Below are 21704 nucleotides of genomic sequence, written 5' to 3'. Positions count from 1 at the left end.
ACCTCTCAGGAAGGTTAATGTGAAAATGCGGGCCGGTGTTGCGAGCACCGGCCTGTGTGTCTTGATTATTTGCGTTACTTGAGCGGCCAACCTTTGCTTTTGTTGGCGCGTTTATTCAACGACATCATTCCTCGATACGCCTTGTTTGCCACTTTATTTTGAATCCCTTCCAGCACGTCAGCTAAGCGATAAAGCTGCTTGCTGTATTTGGTGGAGTGTGCCCACTGACCAGCAAAATAAAACGCCAGCATTACCAGAAACATGACCGCAAAGAATGCGCCAAAGTCGGTCCAATTTTGTGGTGGGAAATGTAGTTCCATGCTTGTTCTCCTATATGCCTAATGATGAAATCCTGGAGACTTGTTCTCTCAGAACTTCGGTGTGTGATTTCTTCCGCCAACCGTGAACTGGCCAGCGAAAACTCAATTCGATTCACGCCCTATACCTGCGGCTCTGGCAAACGGTGTGTCACCTGTACCTGGTTCTTCGGACTTTGCAGAATCGCTGCCAATTGAGCCTGTCATCATGTCGGCCATGTCTGAGTTGGTAGCCGACTTAAACGCGGCTTGAAGGGCTGATGCGCCACCGGCAGTACTCATGACTGCACCAGCGGCCATTCCCCCGGTGGTCATTGCGGCCCCGGCCATTGCTCCAGCACTGATGTTGCCCGAACTGGCAGCGGCCCCTGCGCCAGGGATTAGACCGGCAACGATATTGGGAACGGAATGAATCAGTAGCACCAGGACCAGAGCAACAATGAAAATAACCAGCAGCTCTCGCATGGGAGCGTCATCAGATAGGTTGACCAGGAATGAATCCATGATGGACATCGCAATGCCGATCATGAGAGTCATCGTCATGAGTTTTAACGCCAGGCCAAGGACGTTACGGAAATAGTTAATGGCGATATCGGAAGTCCAGCGCGAGCCGCCAAAGCCGAGGACAAAGATTCCTGCATAACAAAGTACCCAGGCCGACACCAAGGCCACTAATACGTTGGCAGAAACGATCGTCATACAAACGACAATCAGCAGGGTGATGATAAAGATTGCCAGGCTATCGAAGGGGCTGGAAAAGCTGTAGGCATTGCTTGATTTAGCCACAATATCCAGAGCAATACTGATCGGCTCAGATGGTGTCAGTTCACGGGGTAACCCCGCAGCTTCTGCACCAATGATTCTCAATGAATCAATGATGGACGTGGCAAACTCAGGGCCATTACGTAGCAGCCACAGAAAGAAGCCGAACGTCATTATGAAGCGGATAAACTCGGCAAAGAATTCCCTGATATCCGCTTGACGGAGGAGGAGGGTTCCTCCGGTCCAAACCAGAGAGATAGTACCAAGCAGCCAGAACAGCCAACTGGCATAGTTGGTTATCACGCCAGTCCAGGTACTGGCGACCGTCATGAATTGTAATGCGACATCATCCAGCACACCGTTGTTATCAATGGCAGCATGGGCGGTCACCGAAGGGATAATCAAGCCCAAGGAAATTACCTGACGAACCTTCATGATCAGAACCCCTTATTTTGGCTGCGATCGGTAGGGTCACCCATGTTCCAAAAGCAGTTGGCTTGTTGTTTCTCTGCTTTGGTCAGGCCCGGTGAGTCGCAATCGATATCTTTGATGTCTTGGGATTGGTCACAGCCAAGCAGAAGTAATGACGTGACCAGGCACAAAGCGATGGATGAAGTGATTTTCATGCTTAAAATCCTCTGTTTTGGGAACGGTCGGTTGGCGAACCAAAATCAAAAAGTGCTTCGTGGGCTGCTTGTTGCAGTGCCTCTTTATCGGCGTCTGCCTGCATCCGAGCGCCTACAGCGTTTTGCTGAGCAATCAATAAACTGCGGATTTGCAGCAGTTGGTTAGCCTGGTTACTGGCAAGCTGATTGGCATAACCGATAGCGGCCATCTGACCATCGGCTCCCTGAGCGGCTGACTGCAATCGCTCAAGCTGGCGGGCATCGGTTTGTAAGTTGTCTTGCTGGAGTGCCAGGTTGTTGAATAACGCGTCGTTGGCTTTTTTCTGAGATTCAGAGGCCAAGCGACGGTTTTGGATCATGGCTGTCCTTTCCGTTTCACTGCACCCTGAAGAGGAAAAGCAAGGAGAACTGCGGTAGTAGGCCACATCCTGAAATTTGCCCAGATACTCGTCCAGACTGCCGAGCTGATTCTGGTAGTAGGCGAGTGTATTGGTCGCCTGAGTCAGATCATGAATCGTGGATTGAGCCTGGTCCCAGATGTAGGAAGCCGGAGCCATGGTGTTTTGCAGCATGTTTTCATATTGCTGTAATTGGGACTGATACTGCTGGATTTGTTTGGCGGTCTGCGTCACGGCTTCCATCGCCGAAATGATGTTTTGTTGCAGGTTAACGCCGTCGGCCACCGGTATACCGGACCAAACAGGGCTAGCGTGCGCCATGATCCCGCCGAGTGCTAAAAGACGAATTTTAGCCGCTAAAATTTTTGTGCTGATGTTCATCGTGTACTCCTTACTGACGTTTAAGTGGGTTATCGACTTCTGCTCTTCTTGGCTTGTTTCTGTTTTTTCTGCGCCATTTCAGCGCGCAGTTGCGCTTTGCGTTGTTCCAGTGCCGATGGCCTTTGCTCTGGTGGTTTGGCAAAACGCATGACGTCAAGCTGGGAAAGAGTGCTGAGCCTATTGCGCCTGATACCAGGCGGGGCTTTGCCAATCGGCGGAACACCACGGCGCTGAGCCTTATTCGGTGCGGCCTGATGGTTGGCAGACAGCAGTGCGAGTCGGCGTTGTTCCAGACCTTTATCCCTGAAAGTAAGGGGCAGGCCGGTGTCTGCCGCTGCGCGGATTACGCGAGCTTTAAATTCCGGAGAACCATTGACACTGATTTGATTGCCATAGCGCTCCAGGGCTATTTTCAGCGCCTGAGTTATCGCTTCGGAGTCGGATTGAGTCGAAACCTGGAGGCGTTGACCATCGTCACGTACTGCGCCATTTTTGGAGCGAAACAGAACGGTGCCGGTTTTGGTGATTGAATCGATCACACTGCTCTGGTCTTTGCGCGTATGTCCGTTTCCCTGGAGCGTGTTGCCATTCAGTGCTTGAGCTGCTTCTCGCGCTCGCAACGCGGCTAATGCTGTTTGGTCGCCGTGTTGCGCTTGGTGTTTCAGCCAATCGGCCCAAGTGTGCTTGCTGTGAGTTTGATAAACCTGTTGGCGTTCTTGTCGGTATTGTTTATGAATCGAAGCCAAGTTGTTTTGCAGCGCTTGACTCGCCTGGGAATACAGTACGCGTTTGGTTAATCGACCGCTGCCGGTCAGCTTGATGGCGGCGCGGCGAACTTTGTTGTTATTTTTGGCGGTGATGATTTGCTGGTTTTTCTTGTGTCGAAGCTGCTCTAAAGCGGTGGCCTTATGAGTTGCGAGAGCCTTTTGCTCACGCTGATAGCGTGCATAAAGTTCGCTGGTATCGATGCGTGTTTTTAGCGGTTGCTTTTGGTAATTGCGCTGCGCGGCTTGGCCGGAGTGATTGCTATTGGTCTGAGCCGATTGGAAAGCGCCGAATCGAGCTTCTAACTTGGGTTTTGAGAGATCGCGCGCAACGGTACTGGCTTTGACTGCGATTCCATTGTCAGCCGAGAAAACCAAGCCATTACCTTTGGCCGATAGCGTTAGGCCATGTGTGCGGCAGGTACCGTGCAGTTCAGCCCAGGTCTGGGCGGCTTTAATCTCGTCTAAACACTCACGTTTAATCCAACCTGACAGGCTTTCAATACCAGAGTGTCGCTCCATGTCAGCCGCGCGCGCAGCGTTATGAGTTTGCTGCGGTGTGTGATTGTCCTGCTGGAGTCCAAACGCTTTTTCTAACTGCTCACATTGTTCGGCCAAGGTTCGATAGGCGGCATACGGTTCATGCATGGTGTGGCGCGTTGGGTGAATCTTATTGATGGCAACATGGATATGCTGATTGTCCGTGTCATTGTGGACGGCGCTGATACGTTGGTGACCGTTAAATCCAAGGCTGTCACACACACGATTTTCAATCTCTGAAAGCACGCCCTGCTCAAGCTGTTCAGCGGCTCGGAAGCTGATGATCAGGTGATAGGTTTTATCGTTCTTGGCCCGGGTGTTCGACTGCTGAGTGGCAAGCACTTCGCTGATTGCATCCCGGACGGAATCGGCGTGGCAGTTCGTCAGCTTTACGTTTCCCAAGCGGTGCTCTTTGCTCTGAGTATCGGTGAGGTAATCAATTAAGCCGGCAAAATCAGATTTGTGTGTGGAACGCATCGGAATGTGTTTAACAATCATTACTATCACCTTTGGCGCAGGACCGACTCCATGATGGTGCTCATTTGATCTTTGGTGGTATCAATCCGGTTCAGCACGGCTTTGATGGTCGGCACACCGATTTGCGCGGCTTTAACATCGTTGGTCAGCCAGAGTTTGAGTAAACCGCCAAGGCGGCCAAGATCGCCGTTTACCTTAACCAGCTCTCGAACTTGCTCAGCATCGACGACGCTTTTCACTTGGCGTCCCTGGCCAATTCTGCGCAGGTAAGTGGATACGCTTAGCCCGGCTTGTTTGGCATTGGCTTCAATCCGTTCACGCTCTTCCGGCAGGCAATAGACTTTGATTGGCGTCGTATTCTTCCTGGTGACTTTCTCTGAATGATTCATGTGTTGTCTCCGTCTCGAACCGTCTGTTACTGAATCGGCCCCGCAGGGCAGGATTACCGTTGAGCGCCCTGGCGCGAATAAGGGAAGTGAAGTGGTAACCGCCGACTTGTCGGGGGGACCACTTCACCTATCCTGCCCGCAATATCGCCCGCAACTGTGTTTTGGATACCGCAGGTATGCTGCGCTGCTATCACGCAATTGCGCGTAAACCAGCCCAAAAGCAGGCAAAAACACGAACAAACCACATCAATACCAGCAAAAAACACACAAAGCTGTGTCGGCGTTGCGCGTTGGTAGCGCTGCGACTGCGAGCTGACAGCGGGTAAACAGCGTGGCTGCGTATTCATATCAAGTCCTGCTTATTTGGCTTGGCATCAAACGAAAATCCGCTGATTTTGCGAGAAACGTTCTGCTTCTCTTCCACTGGCTTATTGGTTGTGCAGGGCTTGGGAGCCGTCGTGATGTACTGCTTTACGTAGCGCAGAAACGTTTCATAGCGGAACGAGATATGTTTCTGCTCCGTCAGGTACTCCCAAATGGTTTTGAGGTTATATCCGGCCTCAATGCTTTCCTCGACGAAGGGTTGAACGCCAAGGAAGGTTGCAAGGACTTCCTGTTTGGTGGGTGGGCGAGTTTTGGGCTGGCGCTGGATAATCCAGGCTTGCAGCTCTTTGACGTAATCCGACATCTCAAGCCTCCATATTGTCCGGGGTAGCTTGGTCAATTAAGTTGGCGATATCGGAGACCTTGAAATAAACGCGTCTGCCTATTTTTATCCGGTTTGGTTTTAGCTTATTGGCCAGTTCGCAATTTGTACGAAGTGTAATCCTCAAGCCTTCTGGACTGCGATGCAGGATCTCTGCAACCTGAGTAAATGAAAGCAGCGGAGATCCTCCATAGTGGTTGTAGAGGCTTTCCTCAGTGGTCATTGTATGTTCCTTAGCCGTTATGTTGCGATGCTCTGTAGTCATACCGATCTCCTTTGCCATGCTCTTTGTTGACTTTGAGATAGTCTATGCATAAGGGTTTGGGGCTGTAAACTCCACTTTCTCTTCACGTTCGTGAATTTTATCTACAAGTTTTCGATATATCGTAGGTTTTATTGGTGTTTTTTTTGGTTTTTTTAGCGGCTAAAATCGAGTCCTTTCTGATTTTGAGCGTTCTTGATTTCGGTATATCGAACATTAATATCTCTATTGATAGGGTTGCTTTTTTATCTTGTTGTTTTAATTATTAAAATTTACTTTTGTTCTGTATTTATAAATAAAGAGAGAAGAGTGGAATCAAGTGAGTGAGATAGTCAGTAGAGTTGGATTAATTCGGGTGGAATACGCTTAACTTGCAAAAATCATCTATCATGATTTTCTTTTAGTTGCATATGTATTTGTGATTTAAATCACTGTTGTTTTTGAGTGATCACATTCTATGGCAACTCGGTTGCCGTTCATGTGCCCCTCAAGTGTCAATATATGTGAGCTTTTGAAGAGAATAGTGAAGTGTATTGTTGTAGTGATGGTGGTGCTATTGACATATGAGGTGCACTTGAGAGTCGTAACGACGGCTTATGAAACGAAAGTGTTAACTCGTAAATGCCAAAAAATTACCCAACCTCTAATTCCTGACCACTTTCTAGTGTCACTTATTGACCAATTTTCCTTAATAGCAGATTATGAGCTTTGTTGAACACTTGCTACTATGCAGACATGTTCCGCAATCTGTGAGTGCAAGGGAAGATAAGACTAACAGAACAGTATGCTACTGCTATGGTATCTGTATTTTCTGAAAATATTATAAAGACAATGTCTGCTGAAAAGACACTGTTATACAAAATGGGGAGTAATTGATGCCGCTTCAAATGGCAAGTGAACTTAGATTTCCTATGGGAACAACGACACCACTCAGTGCTCGGTCTGTAGATGATTTTAGTTCATTGATCAGAAGAGTATCGGGATCAATGAGTCGGCAGCAAATAATTGAGGTATTTAAGAAACACTTCTGCAAAGTTTCTGGTGATTATTACTCACGTAGCTCTTCGCTTGACTGGGCTGAATCTGACATGTCCAGCCAGGCTCAGAATGCAGCCAAGGATGCTCCAAATTTTATAGCCGCTGTATATGAGGCGTTAGAGGAGCTGGAGAATAGTGGCGCTTCTGTGCCAACGGTACAGCACATCAACCAGATTCTGATTAACAACCAAGACCATTATCAAATTGTTGATGATCAGTTGATTCAAACAGCAGGCAGTGTTGCTGCGCCAGAATTCAGTGAGTCAATTTCGACTTCGGTGATGAGGGCTTTGGGAGACGCGAAGGCTTTAATTGGGACGGTTGATTCTTCAAGCGCAATTGATCGCGCTCATACTGCTCTCCATGGATATTTGGTGCAGCTTTGTACCGATAATCAAATTGATCTACCCAACGCCCCTACGGCATCTAAAGCGTTCAAACAACTTCGGCAGTTTCATCCTGCATTGCAAGCGTCAGGTCATAGGGCTGAGGAGGTTACCAGGGTTCTTAATTCTTTTGCCGCGTCTATTGACGCGTTTTCTACGCTAAGAAATAAGGCGAGCCTCGCCCATGTAAATGACCTGCTATATGTCCCTGAAGCAACCGCCATTGTTAATGCGATGTATACAGTATTTAGATACATTCAAGACTGTATACAGAGAGCGCGGTAGAGATTTTGGATAACAAGCGCAAGCACTCGGAACAATTTTCCGCTGCGCTCCAAATTGTCCGGTGTTGCGGGCGTTAAGCGTAAAAGGATTTTGAAATGAAGGTAGAGGATTTTTGGAAGCCCTTTGAGGTGGAAATCGCAGATTTCGATGGACTTTTAAAAGTCGTCAATCAAGTAATGGAAAAAGCAGTTTCAAAGAACATCAAGTTTGCTTGGCGTGGGCAAATCGATGCAAGTTGGGCTCTGCATAGCTCTTTATATAGAAGGGCTAATCTGACAAAAGGAAAGGTTCTTACTGAAGCCGAAATAGCTAAAGAAGAAAGCGAGATACTTGTAGAACTTCATCGCTGGGGGTTGCACTCTTCGTCTCAAACAGGACGGTTATCAATATTAAATCAACTTGCTATGTTGCAGCACTACGGTGCTCCAACAAGATTAATTGATATTACTTTCAATGCTTGGGTTGGCGCTTGGTTCGCTGTTGAAGAGAAATGGAGCAACGGGACAAGAATCCATGAAGATCAAGACGCCCGACTCTTTGCGTTCGATGTAACTGATCGTCTAATAAATGAAAATGACGAATATCGATCTTGGGAGGATGATTATAATCGTCCTTGGAAGCAGGGTCGAAGTGACGGAATCGATAGCAAAGAATGGAATACTTCAGTCTTTGCATGGAAGCCAGCAAACTTGGACGCAAGAATAGCGGCTCAAAATGGTGGGTTTCTTTTCGGTGGTGTTCCATCGACCAACAAACCCGATGGAAAAAAATTTCAGTTTCCTAAGTCTCCCAATTTCAAAGAAGGTTGGTGGCCTATAGCAGAAGCGCGCGAAGCGTGCTGTGTTGCTGCAAGACCTCATGTATTTGATCCCGCTAAAGGAAAAGGTGCCGGGCCTGGAGCACTATACACCTTCAGAATTAAGGCGAGTGCCAAAGAAGATATTCGAAAGCGACTAGACAAGCTTTTTGGATACAGGCACTCAACCATTTATCCAGATTTTTCAGGTTTTTCAAACTTTGCGCTTCCTAAAATTAAAAGTTACTGAACTTCAAGCCACGCTTAACAAAGCTCTGCTGTCGGACAAATTTTCCGCTGTGCTTCAAATTTGCCGCAGAGCGCGGCGTTATGGCTCACAACAATCGAAGATAGGATGTAATGGATAGGATACCTGTAAACGATACAATTATTTATTCGTTGGTTCGTCTCGTTGATGACGCCCAGAAAGATCGAAGAGATCCTAGTCATTCTGATCTTGAATTTCAGATTAATAGAGCTGGCTTGATACATGTCGATCCGAATAAGGATGGCTTTCCAGTAGGGAAAGCCAAAAGACTTCGCATAGTGTTTAACTGGGCAATCGAGAACGATATTGCTAAAGCAGAGAAACTAATTGCCGGAATAATTTCATCCGTTAAAGGCTGCGGTGGGTTTAGAACAACTTCCCCAAATTTTGTAGGCTCTGATGCTATCGCCGATTTAGGTTCAGCTTTGCGTCCTGAAGGCATTATTCTGGGTGAGGATGGCTCAATATCACCGGTTGCATTGGATAACCTTTCAGGACGAAATCTTACACAAGCTCTTCGTGGTTACGTCAATCGTGCCAAAAAAGGGATAGAAGATGCGGCATTGGTAGTAGGAACTAGCAAAGACTTAATGGAGGCAGTAGCAGCGCACGTAATCCAGGAATTGTGGGGAAGCTATCCTTCAACAGCGAATTTTCCTAGCCTATTAGGGCAAGCATTTGTAGCTCTTGATATGGCCACACCAGAACAGAAGCCAGTTCAAGGTGAACATCAGCGTTGCAGATTAGAGCGTTCTTTATATGAAACTGCTTGTTCGATTAATAACCTCCGAAATAAGCAAGGCTCTGGGCATGGTCGCCCGTGGGTACCGGATCTAAGAGCTTCTGAAGCAAAAGCCGCAGTTGAGTTTATAGGTGCTATATCTGAGCTAATGCTAGAAAACCTTGAAAGGAAAAAGCCATAACAAACGATCAAAGAATAGACATAGTTTCCTAATCCGACAGAAAGTTTTAAATCATCAGGTCTAAACTAACATGCGTCTGTTTAAACATGATTTAGGCAGTATTGAACTGTTTTGGAGATTGGTGGCTGACTATCTTGCACTTAAACGTACCGGCCCCTCAAATGTCAATTAACCCGGCCTGGCCATTGCTCACAGCCAGATTACATAGGCTTAATCCTCATTTGATTGACACTTGAGGGGCAGAGTTGTCTAAGCCTTTTTCCCTTTCGCAATTGCGTCCAGTTCTTCAACCAGGTCTTCGGCTCGAAGGTGCGTGTAGCGGCGTAGCATCTGCATTGATTTATGGCCGCTGATGGCGGCGACTTGCTGATCACTTAGCCCGCCTTCAACCAAGCGGCTGACGCTCTCATGGCGCAGGTCGTGGAATTTAAAATCTTTCAGGCCAATCTTGGCCTTAATCCTCATCCATACCTTGTTGAAGTTGTACGGTCGTCGTTTACCGTCTTTGCCTGGTTCGCCAAAGAAAATCAGGTCGGTATCAATTGGCCGTACCGGATTATTAATCGCCTGCTTAAAGGATTCTAACGCCAGGAGAGAAAGCGGAACGGTTCTCGGCATGGTGTTTTTGGTTTCGACCAGGAAAACCACACGCTTTTTCAAATCAACCTGAGAGCGGCGCAGAGAAGTGATTTCAGAGGAACGCATACCGGTTTCCAGCGCGATACGGACAATCCAGGCCAGCATCGGGTTGGTGTGCGCCTCAACGGCTTCCAGGAGCTGTAACTCTTCTTCCTCAGTTAAGCGTCGTTCCCGGCCAGAAGGCGGGGAGGGCTTACGAATATTCTGGACCGGGTTAATGGCCAGGCCGATGCCCCATTCTTTAATCGCAATGTTGTAAAGGTGACTGAGCAGGGCCAGGTCAATGCGCACGGTATTAGGTGAGCGCGGTTTAGGAGCCGGATTACCTCTGGCGTCGCAACGGTCCAGGCCAGCTAACCGGTCGTCTCGATACTTGGCAATGATTTCTGGAGTCAGGGCGGCCAGGGAGTATTTCCCCAGGGCTTTGATAATCGGTTTGGAATGTCTTGCATCACAGGCAGCAGTTGCCGGTCGTTTGGTCGGTGAGATTTCTGCCAGGTAGCGTTTTAATGCTTCTTCAATGGTGAGTCGTTCTGACGAGGAACGTTTGATGTAGACGCCACGCACAATTTCATCTTCAGTGCGTCTTGCCCAATCCTCGGCATCGCGTTTGAGACGAAAAGTTTTGGACGTCGTTGGCCAGCCGGTTTTTCGAATAACGGCTTTCCAGGTACCTGAAGAGGTTTTAACTAAAGTTGCCATGTGAGTACTCCCGAATGCGTACTGTACTGATTTTGTACCTCGGGACGGAATAAAAGGCAACATTCAAAGAAGGGTAAGCGATAAGTGCTTGATTTGAATGGTGGCCCCTCCCAGACTTGAACTGGGGACCAATCGATTATGAGTCGACTGCTCTAACCACTGAGCTAAGGGGCCATACAGGTCAAAGATTATAGGGGAAGCTTTACGGGGTGTCTAGACGCTAGGGTGGCCAATTGCGCTTAGTTTTTATTCACTTAGCACAACAGACAATAAAAAAGGTGAGCCAGAGCTCACCTTTTTTCAGTCTTGGTCGATTATTCGTCCAGGAAGCTGCGCAGAGTTTCTGAGCGGCTTGGGTGGCGAAGCTTACGCAGTGCTTTGGCTTCGATCTGACGAATACGTTCACGGGTGACGTCGAACTGTTTGCCCACTTCTTCTAGCGTGTGGTCAGTGTTCATGTCGATACCAAAACGCATACGCAGTACTTTGGCTTCACGTGGCGTCAGGCCGGCCAGAACGTCGCGGGTCGCGCCTTTCAGGCTGGTTGATGTTGCTGAGTCCAGTGGCAGCTCGAGGGTGGTATCCTCGATGAAATCGCCCAGGTGCGAATCTTCGTCGTCACCGATTGGTGTCTCCATTGAGATTGGCTCTTTAGCAATTTTCAGTACTTTACGGATCTTGTCTTCCGGCATTTGCATGCGTTCTGCCAGTTCTTCCGGCAGTGGCTCACGACCCATTTCCTGTAGCATCTGACGAGAGATGCGGTTCAGTTTGTTGATCGTTTCGATCATGTGAACCGGAATACGGATTGTGCGCGCCTGGTCGGCGATAGAACGGGTGATCGCCTGACGAATCCACCATGTGGCGTAAGTTGAGAACTTGTAACCACGACGGTATTCAAACTTATCCACCGCTTTCATCAGGCCGATGTTACCTTCCTGAATCAGATCGAGGAATTGCAGACCACGGTTGGTGTATTTCTTGGCGATAGAAATAACCAGACGTAAGTTCGCTTCCACCATCTCTTTCTTCGCACGGCGGGCTTTCGCTTCACCGATCGACATGCGACGGCTGATGTCTTTGATGCGTACTACGCTCAAAGAAGTCTCTTGTTCGATGATCTGCAGTTTCTGGATTGAACGGCGAATGTCTTCTTCGTTACGACGGATTTTTTCCGCGTACGGTTTGTCAGACGCGAGTACTTGATCCAGCCACGCTTCGCTTGACTCGTTGCCAGTGAAAACCGCGATGAACGATTTTTTCGGCATCTTAGCCACTTCAACCACAGAACGCATGATCAGACGTTCTTGGGTGCGAACGCGATCCATGGAAGTGCGCAGTGTTTCCACCAGGTGGTCGAACTGTTTAGGTGTCAGACGGAATTCACGGAATACGTCCAGTACCAGATCAGTTGCTTCCTGAGCGTGCGAACTTTCGTTACCGTGCTCGTTGATCGCCAGTTGCAGGTTCTGGAATTTGTTGCGCAGTTGCGTGAATTTTTCCAGAGCCAGCTCAGGGTCGATACCGACTTCTTCTTCGCTGTCGTCGCTTGAATCGCCGTCACCGTCTTCATCTTCGTCGTCTTCATCGTCGTCGATGTTTTTGTCGTCTTCATCTTTGAGGTCGGCTTCGGTCAGTTCAGAACCGATGTGCGTCGCAGTTGGCGCAGTGCTCTCTTCTTCATTCGGATCGACAAAACCTGAGATCAGGTCGGTCAGGCGCAGCTCTTCAGCCTGGACTTTATCAAACTGTTCCAGGATGTAAGGGATGGTGCCCGGGTATTCAGCGACCGCGCTTTGAACCTGGTTGATACCATCTTCAATGCGCTTGGCAATATCAATTTCACCTTCACGAGTCAGTAGTTCTACTGTACCCATTTCACGCATGTACATGCGGACTGGATCGGTCGTACGACCAATCTCGCTTTCTACGCTGGACAGCGCAGCGGCAGCGGCTTCTGCTGCATCTTCATCAGTGATCGTATCGTCGTCGTTTAACGCAAGATCATCGGCATCTGGGGCAGTTTCTACTACCTTGATGCCCATGTCGTTGATCATCTGAATAATATCTTCTACCTGCTCAGAATCGACGATCTCGGCAGGTAGGTGGTCATTTACTTCGGCGTAGGTCAGATAGCCTTGTTCCTTGCCTTTTAAGACAAGTACTTTAAGCTGTGACTGCGGACTTTGATCCATAGACGGTATCCAACTTCGTATCTGGTGAAGGAATAGTATGCGAAATGCAAACCACGTATACTAACAAATTTATTCGTTGCTGACTATTTAAACTGGGTTACGCTTTTAATTCTAGCATTAACGCTACTAGCTCCCTTTTTTCGTCGCTTGATAAACCGACGCTTCTCTCTTTAGCCTGCAAGTTGTCAATTTGTTTCTCTACGCACTGAGCAAGAATCTTGTCCAGTGAGTCTAAAAATAGTTCTTCCTGATTGTCTTCGACGAGCGGTATCTCCCAGCTCGCCAGACGAGACAGAAGTGCCTCATGATTTTCGTTGCGCCAATGTTCAAGTAATTGGCCTGTTGATATATGGGGGTTTTGTCGACAGTTTTCAAGCACTGTGACCAACAAACTCAACCCAGGTATAGCGAGCTCTTTCACGCTGGAAAGATCAGGTACTATTTCAGCATAGCTCGGATTTTGCAGAAGCAAAGCGATGACTTCACGCATCGGGGTGCGTTTAATCTCTTTGTGTGGCTGCGGGCGCGGGTTAGCGGCCGCCGGCACGCTCGGCTTTTTATAAATGCCGGTCTTCTGCTCCAGTATGCGCAGCAGCTGATCCTGCAGCGATTCATCCGGAATCTGGTTAATCAGTGGCAGTGCCATCGCCTGTAAGGCGGCTTTGCCTTCATAAGTACTGGTGTCCACCTGGCTGAGCAGATTGGAGAACAGGTACTTAGACAGCGGCTCTGCGTTGTGCATCTGCTGTTCAAAGGCGTCTTTGCCGTATTTACGCACGTAGCTGTCCGGGTCCTCGCCATCGGGCAGGAACAGGAACTTGAGAATGTTGCCACTTTTCAGGTAGCTGAGCGCATTCTCCAGCGCGCGCCAGGCAGCTTCACGGCCGGCACGGTCACCGTCGTAACAACACACGACGGTGTTGGTCTGGCGGAACAGCAGTTGCAAGTGGTCACCTGTGGTCGAGGTACCCAGGGAAGCGACGGAGTAGTCGATACCATACTGCGCCAGTGCCACCACATCCATATAACCTTCGACCACCAGAATCTGCGGTGGTTCACGGTAAGCCTGCAACACCTCATACAGGCCGTACAGCTCTTTACCTTTGTGGAAAATCGGCGTTTCCGGCGAGTTGAGGTATTTCGGTGTACCGTCACCCAGCACCCGGCCACCAAAGCCGATCACCCGGCCACGCCGGTCACGGATCGGGAACATGATACGGCCGCGGAAACGGTCGTAGCGGTTGCCTTTTTCGTTTTCAATCAGCATGCCACCGGAGACCAGCATGTCCTGGTTATGGCGGCTCTGACCGAAGTTTTTACGCACTTGGTCCCACTCGTCAGCGATGTAGCCGATACCGAACTTCTGTACGATTTCACCGGATAAACCGCGGTTTTTCAGGTAATCGATGGCGGTGCGGTTGGTGGCAACTTTTAGCTGCTGACGGTAGAACTGGGCAATGTTGCCCATTAAGTCGTACAGGTTACGCTTTTCTTCACTGCTGGCGCGCGGGGCATTACTGCTGTTATTGAAGCTGCCGTTGGAGCGCGCTTCGCGCGGTACATCCAGGCCGAGAAAGGAGGCCAGCTCTTCAATCGCTTCCGGAAATTCCAGTCGCTCGTACTCCATCATAAAGTCGATGGCATTACCGTGTACGCCGCAACCGAAACAGTGATAAAACTGTTTTTCCTGGCTGACGCTGAAAGAGGGGGTTTTCTCGTTGTGGAACGGGCAGCAGGCGCTGTAGTTTTTACCCTTTTTTTTAAGTTTTACACGTGCGTCAATGATGTCGACGATATCAAGTCGAGCGAGGAGGTCATCAATGAAACTACGAGGGATCTGTCCTGCCATAAAACCTAAAACAAAGAGCTAAACGAAAAATTACATCCGGCCGGATAGGCGGCGAGCCTCGCGGTTAAGGCTGAGGTTCGGGTCTGCAAAGGCCAGGAGTATAGATACAAACAAGCCGTGCGTTCCGAAGAATAGCACGGCTTGCTGCAATTGGGCGTGGTATTAAGCCAGCTTAGCGCGAACTAAACCGCTTACTTTACCCATATCTGCGCGCCCTTGAATTTGCGGTTTCAGCACAGCCATTACTTTACCCATGTCTTGCATGCCCGCTGCTTCTGATTCGGTGATTGCGCTGTCAATCAGTGCAGACACTTCGTCTTCGGTCAGTGGTTGAGGCATAAAATCCTCAAGTACTGTAATTTCGGCTTTTTCCGCATCAGCGAGGTCTTGACGACCGGCTGCTTCAAATTGCGCAACAGAGTCGCGACGCTGTTTAACCATTTTCGTCAGCACAGCAAGAATGTCGTCGTCGGACAGAGTAATCTGTTCGTCAACTTCACGTTGCTTAATGGCTGACAAAGCTAAACGGATAGTGCCAAGGCGCGTTTTGTCCTTGGCTTTCATCGCTAATTTTTGCTCTTCTTTGAGCGTGTCAATCAGAGCCATAACAAATTCCTAAGTAAGGAATCAGTTATTAGTACAGGCGAACGCGACGAGCGTTTTCGCGAGCAAGCTTCTTAGCGTGACGCTTTTGAGCTGCTGCTTTAGCGCGTTTGCGAACTGTAGTTGGTTTTTCGTAGTGCTCACGACGACGCACTTCAGAAAGGATACCTGCTTTTTCGCAAGAGCGCTTGAAACGACGCAGTGCTACGTCGAACGGTTCGTTTTCACGTACTTTAACTACTGGCATATGCCTTTCACCTCAGGGGTTAATTCGTTAACGCTGGAGTTCAGTGACCGAAACAATAATTTGCTTAGTCTATCTACCAGCTTGATCAAAAATGGTGCCGAATTTTAATCCGATCGACAGGGCTTTGTAAAGCATTTTGTCGACTACAGTCTGTACAAAATTTGTTTGTAAAGCCAAGCCGAGGTAACATGGCGCCAATTTCTAATTATAGATGAAAGCACGCTGAGAAAACTATGCGCATTATTGGTATTGAAACCTCTTGTGATGAGACGGGTATAGCGATTTATGACGACGAGAACGGATTGCTGGCGCACAAACTCTATAGTCAGGTCAAACTTCATGCAGACTACGGTGGTGTGGTGCCGGAACTGGCCTCACGCGACCACGTTAAAAAAACCATTCCTCTGATTAAAGCGGCGATGGCCGATGCCAATTTGACGCCGGCCGATATTGACGGTGTGGCTTACACGGCCGGCCCGGGCCTGGTGGGCGCGCTGCTGGTTGGCGCCACTATCGGCCGCAGCCTGGCGTACGCCTGGAATGTGCCGGCGGTGCCTGTGCATCACATGGAAGGCCACCTGCTGGCGCCGATGCTGGAAGATAACCCGCCACCGTTCCCGTTTGTCGCGGTACTGGTGTCCGGCGGCCACTCAATGATGGTGGAAGTGAAAGGCATTGGTGAATATCAGATCCTCGGTGAGTCGATTGATGATGCGGCCGGTGAAGCGTTTGATAAAACCGCGAAACTGATGGGGCTGGATTATCCGGGCGGCCCGCTGCTGGCGCGTCTGGCGGAGAAGGGGACGCCAGGCCGCTTTAAGTTTCCGCGTCCGATGACCGACCGTCCGGGTCTGGACATGAGCTTTTCCGGCCTGAAAACCTTTACTGCCAATACCATTGCCAGCAATGGTGATGATGAGCAGACCCGCGCCGATATCGCCTATGCGTTCCAGGAAGCGGTGTGTGACACGCTGGTGATTAAGTGTAAACGTGCCCTGGAACAAACCGGGATGAAACGTATCGTGATTGCCGGCGGCGTGAGTGCCAACAAGCAGCTGCGTGAGTCGCTTGGTAAACTGGCACACAAAATCGGCGGTGAGGTGTACTACCCGCGCACGGAATTCTGTACCGACAACGGTGCGATGATCGCTTATGCCGGGATGCAGCGTCTCAAAAACGGTGATACCACGGATCTGAGCCTGGATGCGCGTCCGCGCTGGCCGATTGATCAACTGACGCCGATTGCGGCTGACGCTTAATCCTCGGTTCGGTTTGATTTTAAATCTCGGATCGGATCAGTGTTAAATAAAGAAGGGCGGTCGCTGCGGCGGCCGTTTTTTTATCTGAGCGCGGGTGATGTGTGGTCAGTCAGTAAGATCCGGTGCAATCCCATCACTCAGCGGCAATCGTAATCAGTGACAACAGCAATTAGCCTCGATGCTGATTGCCAGACCAAGAAAGGAATAATGACCATGACGATGTTTACCCATGACGGCCAGCAGATGCATTATCTTGATCAGGGCGAGGGTGAAGTGATTGTGTTTGGCCACAGTTATCTGTGGGACAGCGCGATGTGGGCGCCGCAGGTCGAAGCGCTGAGCGCAAAATACCGCTGTATCGTGCCTGACCTGTGGGCGCATGGTCAGTCGCAACCGGCGCCGGCATCGATGCGCAGCCTGAGTGATTATGCCCAACATATTCTGGCGCTGATGGATCACCTCGGCATTGAGGCCTTCACCATCGTTGGCCTGTCGGTGGGCGGTATGTGGGGCGCAGAGCTCACGGCGTTGGCGCCGCAGCGCGTCAAAGCCCTGGTAATGATGGATACTTTTGTCGGCCTGGAGCCGGAAGTGACCCATGCGAAGTACTTCCACATGCTGGATACCATTACCGCACTGCAAGCGGTGCCGGAGCCGATTGTCGAGACGGTGGCACCGATGTTTTTTGCCAAGCAGGCAGCGCAAACGACGCCGCAACTGGTGCAGGACTTTAAACAGCATCTGGCCGCTCTGAGCGGTGAGCAGGCGGTGGAAGTGGCGCGTATCGGGCGGATGGTATTTGGTCGTCGTGACCTGATGGAAGAGGTCGAGAAGTTTGCGCTGCCGGTACTGATTGCGGTTGGCGCTGAAGACAGCCCGCGTCCGGTGCTGGAATCGTATCTGATGCAGGACAGCATTAGCGGCAGTGAACTGGTGGTGATCCCGCAGGCCGGCCACATCAGTAATCTGGAGCAGCCGCAGTTCGTGACGGAAATGCTGCAACGCTTTTTGGCCAAGGCGCTGAAATAAGTCACTCTGCAACACCAATAAAAAAGGCCGTTACGGCCTTTTTTTAGATCTGAACCTCACGGCCGCGCTCGTGTTTACTGCGGGTCTGCCCGGTTAGTCGAGATCCCGGTGTTTGGCGCCGACTTTCGGCTCGGTGCCGCTGATCAGGCGTTTAATATTCTGATGATGGCGCAGCACGATAAGGCAGCACAGCATCGCCACCGGCAGGGTGTAATGCGGTTTGACCATCCAGGTATAAAACGGTGCCAGCAGTACGGTGACCAGTGCGGCCAGAGAAGAGTAGCGAAAGAGCACCGCGATCACCAGCCAGGTGGCCATGATCATCGCAGTCAGATCGAGTCCGATCGGTGCGATCGCCCCCAGTGCTGTAGCGACCCCTTTACCACCTTTAAAATGAAAAAACAGCGGATACATATGGCCAAGGCAGGCAGCGATCGCGATCACGCCCAGCAGCAGCGCATCAATGCCGAGAAAATACGCACTCCAGACCGGAATGGTGCCTTTGAGCATGTCACACAGCAGCACGGCCGCCGCGGTCTTTTTGCTGCCGATACGCAGCACATTGGTCGCGCCCGGATTATGCGAGCCGACGGCGCGCGGATCTGGCAGTCCGGTCATTTTGCAGATCAACACCGCACTGGAGACGGATCCCAGCAGGTAAGCAGAAATGATCATAATGAGTGCCAGTGGCGTCATAATTTCCTCAAAGTGAAGATTTACCGGAAGATCGGTTCACAAGTCCTTGTTAACCAAGCTCAAAGTAAAAATTCTGTCCGGATTTCGCATCTTGAGGTGGTTTAGGTATATGATAACGCGATTCAGCAGAATAATACGTTTTTTTCCTCAAATAGGGTATCCGACCTGTAAAAAGGATGTAATAGAAAGATGGATAAAGTTTTTATCGAGCAATTGGAAGTGATCACCACCATCGGTGTGTATGACTGGGAACAAGAGATCAAGCAGAAGCTGGTACTGGATCTGGAAATGGCACACGACAATAAGCCTGCCGGGCTGAGTGACGATGTGGCGGATGCCCTGGACTATTCTCAGGTCAGTCAGGCGGTGATCGATCACATTGAAAACGGCCGTTTCCTGTTAGTGGAACGCGTGGCAGAAGAAGTGGCAGAGATCATTATGAGCCGTTTCTCGGTGCCTTGGATCCGGATTCGCCTCACTAAGCCGGGTGCAGTGGCTCAGGCCAAAGGCGTGGGTGTGATCATTGAGCGAGGAAAAGCATGATCACCACCTATGTGGGTGTGGGTTCCAATCTGCAGCGTCACAAACACATAGAGGCCGCAATTAACGAGCTGGCCGGGTTAGGGGAAGGGCTGCGCCTTTCCACTATCTATGAGTGTGAATCGGTCGGATTTGACAGCCATGCCTTTTTTAATCTGGTGGTTGAATTGCAGACGGAACTAAATTTGTCTGAGCTGTCTCAAACCCTGCGTGATATTGAACTGCGCTGGGGCCGTGACAGCCAGGCGCAGAAATTTCAGGACAGGATGCTTGATCTCGACATCATTCTGTATGGAGACACTGTGTCGCCCGCGGCACCCAAGTTGCCCCGCCCGGACATTTATCAATATCCCTTTGTGATACAGCCTTTGTATGAGCTGTGTCCGACGTTGTCCATTCCCGGCGCTCAGCAAACGATCGCACAGGTGTGGCAGCAAGCCAAAGGGCTGGAGGCGCTTAAGCCTGTGGAGCTTTGGTTCTCAGTTAATTAATAATAAGAGAATACAATGAGTTATTTTGAAGCGTTAATGTTGGCTTTAATTCAGGGCTTAACCGAATTTCTACCCATTTCCAGTTCCGCACACCTTATTTTGCCTTCGGCCATTTTTGGCTGGGCCGATCAGGGGCTGGCGTTCGACGTGGCAGTGCACGCTGGTACGCTGGCAGCGGTGGTGATTTATTTTCGGCGTGAGGTCATCACCCTGTTACGGGCGTTTTTCGGATCGATTTTCAAACGTCAGCGCGGCAAAGAGGTCACTTTGGCCTGGATGATCGTGCTGGCGACGATCCCCGCTTGCGTGTTTGGCCTGGTGATGAAAGATGTGGTGGAAACCTATCTGCGCAGTGCGTGGGTGATAGCGACCACGACTATCGTGTTTGGTCTGCTGCTGTGGTATGTCGATAAATACTCCGTCGCGCAGGATGATGAATATCAGGCCGGCTGGAAAAAGGCGCTGTTTATCGGTCTGGCTCAGGCGGTCGCGATCATTCCCGGCACATCCCGCTCTGGTATCACCATCACTGCAGCGCTGTATCTCGGTTTTACCCGCGAGGCAGCCGCACGTTTTTCATTTCTGATGTCGATTCCGATCATTGTGCTGGCAGCCAGCTATCTTGGTATGCAGCTGGTGACCAGTGGTGCGCCTGTCCATGCCGGTTTTATGCTGACCGGAATTGCGACCTCTTTTGTCAGTGCTTATTTGTGTATCTTCTTTTTTCTGAAGTTGATTTCTCGCATGGGCATGACACCGTTCGTGATTTACCGTTTATTATTAGGTATCGGGTTGTTTGCCTTTTTACTCAATCAGTAAGCTAAGTGTTGGGGCGGGCCGGCTCCTGACTCGCCTCACTATCGGGCTTATGGTATAAGTGGTGAACTTTTCTTAACATGTAACTATGGTCATCGGGTAACCATGGTCATCGGTTAACGATGATACCGATGTTAAAGAGAATACCTATGTTAAAGACAATAGATCGATATATACGCTGCTGCCTTTGGGCGGCAGCATTTCCATTAATCAGTATGTGTTTATGAGAGAAGCGAGAGAAAGGCAATGCGTGTATTTGCAGTGGCACTGACTCTGTTGTTTGCCTGCCTGCAGTATGACTTGTGGATGGGTAAAAACGGTATTGCTGACTATCGTTCGGTCGCGGGTGAAATCGAGGTTCAGCAGCAGGTGAACAATAACCTGCATGTGCGCAACCAGGAGATGTTTGCCGAAATTGACGATCTGCGTCAGGGACTGGACGCGATAGAAGAGCGTGCCCGCCACGAGCTGGGTATGGTCAAGGATGGCGAAACGTTTTACCGCATCATAGGTGAGGAAAACCGGTCATGACTGACCTTATCACTGCCATCGTTCCTGCCGCCGGCGTCGGCAGCCGGATGCAGGCCGACCGGCCGAAACAATATCTGACTCTGCACGGCCAGACTGTGCTTGAACATACGGTTGAAAAACTGCTCAGTCACCCGGCTATCGGTCAGGTGGTGATTGCTGTCAGTCCGGGCGATCCCTATTTTGCTGAGCTGTCGCTGGCTGCTCATCCGCGCGTGATGCGGGTTGATGGCGGCAGTGAACGGGCCGATTCGGTGTTGTCGGCGCTGAACTATCTTTGTCAGCAGCAGTTATCTAATCAGTGGGTCATGGTGCATGATGCTGCCCGGCCTTGTGTACAGCATGCGGATATTTCGCGCCTGATTGAGGCCGCTCAGGAACATCCGGTCGGGGCGATTCTGGCCGCGCCGGTACGTGATACCATGAAGCGTGGTGACGGCAGCGGCAATATCGACCATACAGTGGAACGAGTGGCTTTATGGCACGCGCTGACGCCGCAGATGTTCCGCATCCGGCCACTGCGTGATGCGCTGGCTCAGGCTTTGCAGCAACAGATAGCGATCACCGATGAAGCGTCCGCTTTCGAGTGGTTGGGTGACAAACCCGGCCTGGTTGCCAGCCGCGCCGATAACATTAAAATTACTCAGCCGGAAGATCTCGCGTTGGCGGACTTTTACTTAAGACAAAAAGCATAAGACAAAAAGCATAAGACAAAAAGCTTAAGCCACGGCTGACCAACTGAGTCGCGACAACCTGTGTCTTAACAAATAGCTCAAAAAAATTAGCGATAAA

The 21704-nt window shown here is 50.1% G+C and carries 24 protein-coding genes and 1 tRNA gene; 10 read left to right on the top strand and 15 right to left on the bottom strand.

Annotation, left to right across the window (positions count from 1 at the left end; all coding sequences use genetic code 11):
* Positions 1–74: 74 nt before the first annotated feature.
* The 8 genes from KNV97_RS16205 to KNV97_RS16170 form a co-directional block, all read right to left on the bottom strand.
* A complete protein-coding gene (locus KNV97_RS16205) occupies positions 75–320 on the bottom strand; it encodes a hypothetical protein (protein WP_140317120.1) in 246 nt (81 codons plus the stop codon).
* Positions 321–422: 102 nt separating this feature from the next.
* Complete coding sequence (gene trbL, locus KNV97_RS16200) at positions 423–1514, bottom strand: P-type conjugative transfer protein TrbL (protein ID WP_213879934.1); 1092 nt, start codon at positions 1512–1514, stop codon at positions 423–425.
* Between the two features lie 2 nt (positions 1515–1516).
* Positions 1517–1705: a hypothetical protein gene (locus KNV97_RS16195; protein ID WP_213879932.1), complete on the bottom strand. Its 189-nt coding sequence runs from the start codon at positions 1703–1705 to the stop codon at positions 1517–1519.
* A 2-nt stretch (positions 1706–1707) separates the two neighbouring features.
* Positions 1708–2484, bottom strand: a complete 777-nt coding sequence (gene trbJ / locus KNV97_RS16190) for a P-type conjugative transfer protein TrbJ (protein ID WP_218562332.1) — start codon at positions 2482–2484, stop codon at positions 1708–1710.
* Between the two features lie 29 nt (positions 2485–2513).
* The gene (traI, locus tag KNV97_RS16185; RefSeq protein ID WP_218562331.1) at positions 2514–4286 is read right to left on the bottom strand and encodes a TraI/MobA(P) family conjugative relaxase; all 1773 of its coding nucleotides are present in this window, start codon (positions 4284–4286) and stop codon (positions 2514–2516) included.
* A gap of 5 nt (positions 4287–4291) precedes the next feature.
* Positions 4292–4654 (bottom strand): conjugal transfer transcriptional regulator TraJ, encoded by a 363-nt coding sequence (gene traJ, locus KNV97_RS16180; protein ID WP_218562330.1) that lies wholly within the window; start codon positions 4652–4654, stop codon positions 4292–4294.
* A gap of 343 nt (positions 4655–4997) precedes the next feature.
* Positions 4998–5342: a TraK family protein gene (locus KNV97_RS16175; protein WP_218562329.1), complete on the bottom strand. Its 345-nt coding sequence runs from the start codon at positions 5340–5342 to the stop codon at positions 4998–5000.
* 1 nt (position 5343) lies between these two features.
* Complete coding sequence (locus KNV97_RS16170) at positions 5344–5625, bottom strand: helix-turn-helix domain-containing protein (RefSeq protein WP_256612139.1); 282 nt, start codon at positions 5623–5625, stop codon at positions 5344–5346.
* An 872-nt stretch (positions 5626–6497) separates the two neighbouring features.
* Between KNV97_RS16170 and KNV97_RS16165 the strand changes: the two genes are divergently transcribed.
* The 3 genes from KNV97_RS16165 to KNV97_RS16155 all read left to right on the top strand — a co-directional run bounded on the left by KNV97_RS16165 (position 6498) and on the right by KNV97_RS16155 (position 9318).
* Positions 6498–7331 carry an abortive infection family protein gene (locus KNV97_RS16165; RefSeq protein ID WP_218562328.1) on the top strand — a complete coding sequence of 278 codons (834 nt, stop codon included), beginning with the start codon at positions 6498–6500 and terminating at the stop codon, positions 7329–7331.
* 95 nt (positions 7332–7426) lie between these two features.
* Complete coding sequence (locus KNV97_RS16160; protein ID WP_218562327.1) at positions 7427–8377, top strand: FRG domain-containing protein; 951 nt, start codon at positions 7427–7429, stop codon at positions 8375–8377.
* Between the two features lie 110 nt (positions 8378–8487).
* Positions 8488–9318, top strand: a complete 831-nt coding sequence (locus KNV97_RS16155; RefSeq protein ID WP_218562326.1) for an abortive infection family protein — start codon at positions 8488–8490, stop codon at positions 9316–9318.
* A gap of 249 nt (positions 9319–9567) precedes the next feature.
* Here KNV97_RS16155 and KNV97_RS16150 read toward each other — a convergent pair whose 3' ends face one another.
* The 6 genes from KNV97_RS16150 to rpsU form a co-directional block, all read right to left on the bottom strand.
* Positions 9568–10659 carry a site-specific integrase gene (locus KNV97_RS16150; RefSeq protein WP_218562325.1) on the bottom strand — a complete coding sequence of 364 codons (1092 nt, stop codon included), beginning with the start codon at positions 10657–10659 and terminating at the stop codon, positions 9568–9570.
* A 98-nt stretch (positions 10660–10757) separates the two neighbouring features.
* Positions 10758–10833 (bottom strand) — tRNA-Ile (locus tag KNV97_RS16145).
* A 140-nt stretch (positions 10834–10973) separates the two neighbouring features.
* Positions 10974–12854 carry an RNA polymerase sigma factor RpoD gene (rpoD, locus tag KNV97_RS16140; protein WP_136483291.1) on the bottom strand — a complete coding sequence of 627 codons (1881 nt, stop codon included), beginning with the start codon at positions 12852–12854 and terminating at the stop codon, positions 10974–10976.
* A 97-nt stretch (positions 12855–12951) separates the two neighbouring features.
* Positions 12952–14703, bottom strand: a complete 1752-nt coding sequence (dnaG, locus tag KNV97_RS16135; RefSeq protein WP_218562324.1) for a DNA primase — start codon at positions 14701–14703, stop codon at positions 12952–12954.
* A 162-nt stretch (positions 14704–14865) separates the two neighbouring features.
* Positions 14866–15309 (bottom strand): GatB/YqeY domain-containing protein, encoded by a 444-nt coding sequence (locus KNV97_RS16130; protein WP_136483293.1) that lies wholly within the window; start codon positions 15307–15309, stop codon positions 14866–14868.
* Positions 15310–15337: 28 nt separating this feature from the next.
* Complete coding sequence (rpsU, locus tag KNV97_RS16125; protein WP_001145625.1) at positions 15338–15553, bottom strand: 30S ribosomal protein S21; 216 nt, start codon at positions 15551–15553, stop codon at positions 15338–15340.
* A 233-nt stretch (positions 15554–15786) separates the two neighbouring features.
* Between rpsU and tsaD the strand changes: the two genes are divergently transcribed.
* Positions 15787–16812 carry a tRNA (adenosine(37)-N6)-threonylcarbamoyltransferase complex transferase subunit TsaD gene (gene tsaD, locus KNV97_RS16120; protein ID WP_136483294.1) on the top strand — a complete coding sequence of 342 codons (1026 nt, stop codon included), beginning with the start codon at positions 15787–15789 and terminating at the stop codon, positions 16810–16812.
* A gap of 213 nt (positions 16813–17025) precedes the next feature.
* On the top strand, positions 17026–17841 hold the full coding sequence (locus tag KNV97_RS16115) for an alpha/beta fold hydrolase (RefSeq protein ID WP_218562323.1): 816 nt from the start codon (positions 17026–17028) through the stop codon (positions 17839–17841).
* 93 nt (positions 17842–17934) lie between these two features.
* Here the strand turns inward: KNV97_RS16115 and plsY are convergent, their stop codons facing one another.
* Positions 17935–18537 carry a glycerol-3-phosphate 1-O-acyltransferase PlsY gene (plsY, locus tag KNV97_RS16110; protein ID WP_218562322.1) on the bottom strand — a complete coding sequence of 201 codons (603 nt, stop codon included), beginning with the start codon at positions 18535–18537 and terminating at the stop codon, positions 17935–17937.
* 189 nt (positions 18538–18726) lie between these two features.
* Between plsY and folB the strand changes: the two genes are divergently transcribed.
* The 5 genes from folB (at position 18727) to ispD (ending at position 21607) form a co-directional block, all read left to right on the top strand.
* Positions 18727–19080, top strand: coding sequence for a bifunctional dihydroneopterin aldolase/7,8-dihydroneopterin epimerase (gene folB, locus KNV97_RS16105; RefSeq protein ID WP_136483297.1), 354 nt, complete (start codon positions 18727–18729; stop codon positions 19078–19080).
* Positions 19077–19568, top strand: a complete 492-nt coding sequence (folK, locus tag KNV97_RS16100; RefSeq protein ID WP_218562321.1) for a 2-amino-4-hydroxy-6-hydroxymethyldihydropteridine diphosphokinase — start codon at positions 19077–19079, stop codon at positions 19566–19568. Before folB ends, folK begins: the two co-directional genes overlap by 4 nt.
* Positions 19569–19583: 15 nt before the next feature.
* Positions 19584–20387, top strand: a complete 804-nt coding sequence (locus KNV97_RS16095; RefSeq protein ID WP_218562320.1) for an undecaprenyl-diphosphate phosphatase — start codon at positions 19584–19586, stop codon at positions 20385–20387.
* 243 nt (positions 20388–20630) lie between these two features.
* Positions 20631–20915, top strand: a complete 285-nt coding sequence (ftsB, locus tag KNV97_RS16090) for a cell division protein FtsB (RefSeq protein WP_136483300.1) — start codon at positions 20631–20633, stop codon at positions 20913–20915.
* Positions 20912–21607, top strand: coding sequence for a 2-C-methyl-D-erythritol 4-phosphate cytidylyltransferase (gene ispD / locus KNV97_RS16085; RefSeq protein WP_218562319.1), 696 nt, complete (start codon positions 20912–20914; stop codon positions 21605–21607). The genes ftsB and ispD overlap by 4 nt, the downstream gene beginning before the upstream one ends.
* Positions 21608–21704 lie beyond the last annotated feature (97 nt).

The organism is Vibrio ostreae (assembly GCF_019226825.1).
GTDB lineage: Bacteria > Pseudomonadota > Gammaproteobacteria > Enterobacterales > Vibrionaceae > Vibrio > Vibrio ostreae.
The sequence above is the reverse complement of the archived record's forward strand: the minus strand, read 5'-3'. Positions and strand labels throughout refer to the sequence as shown.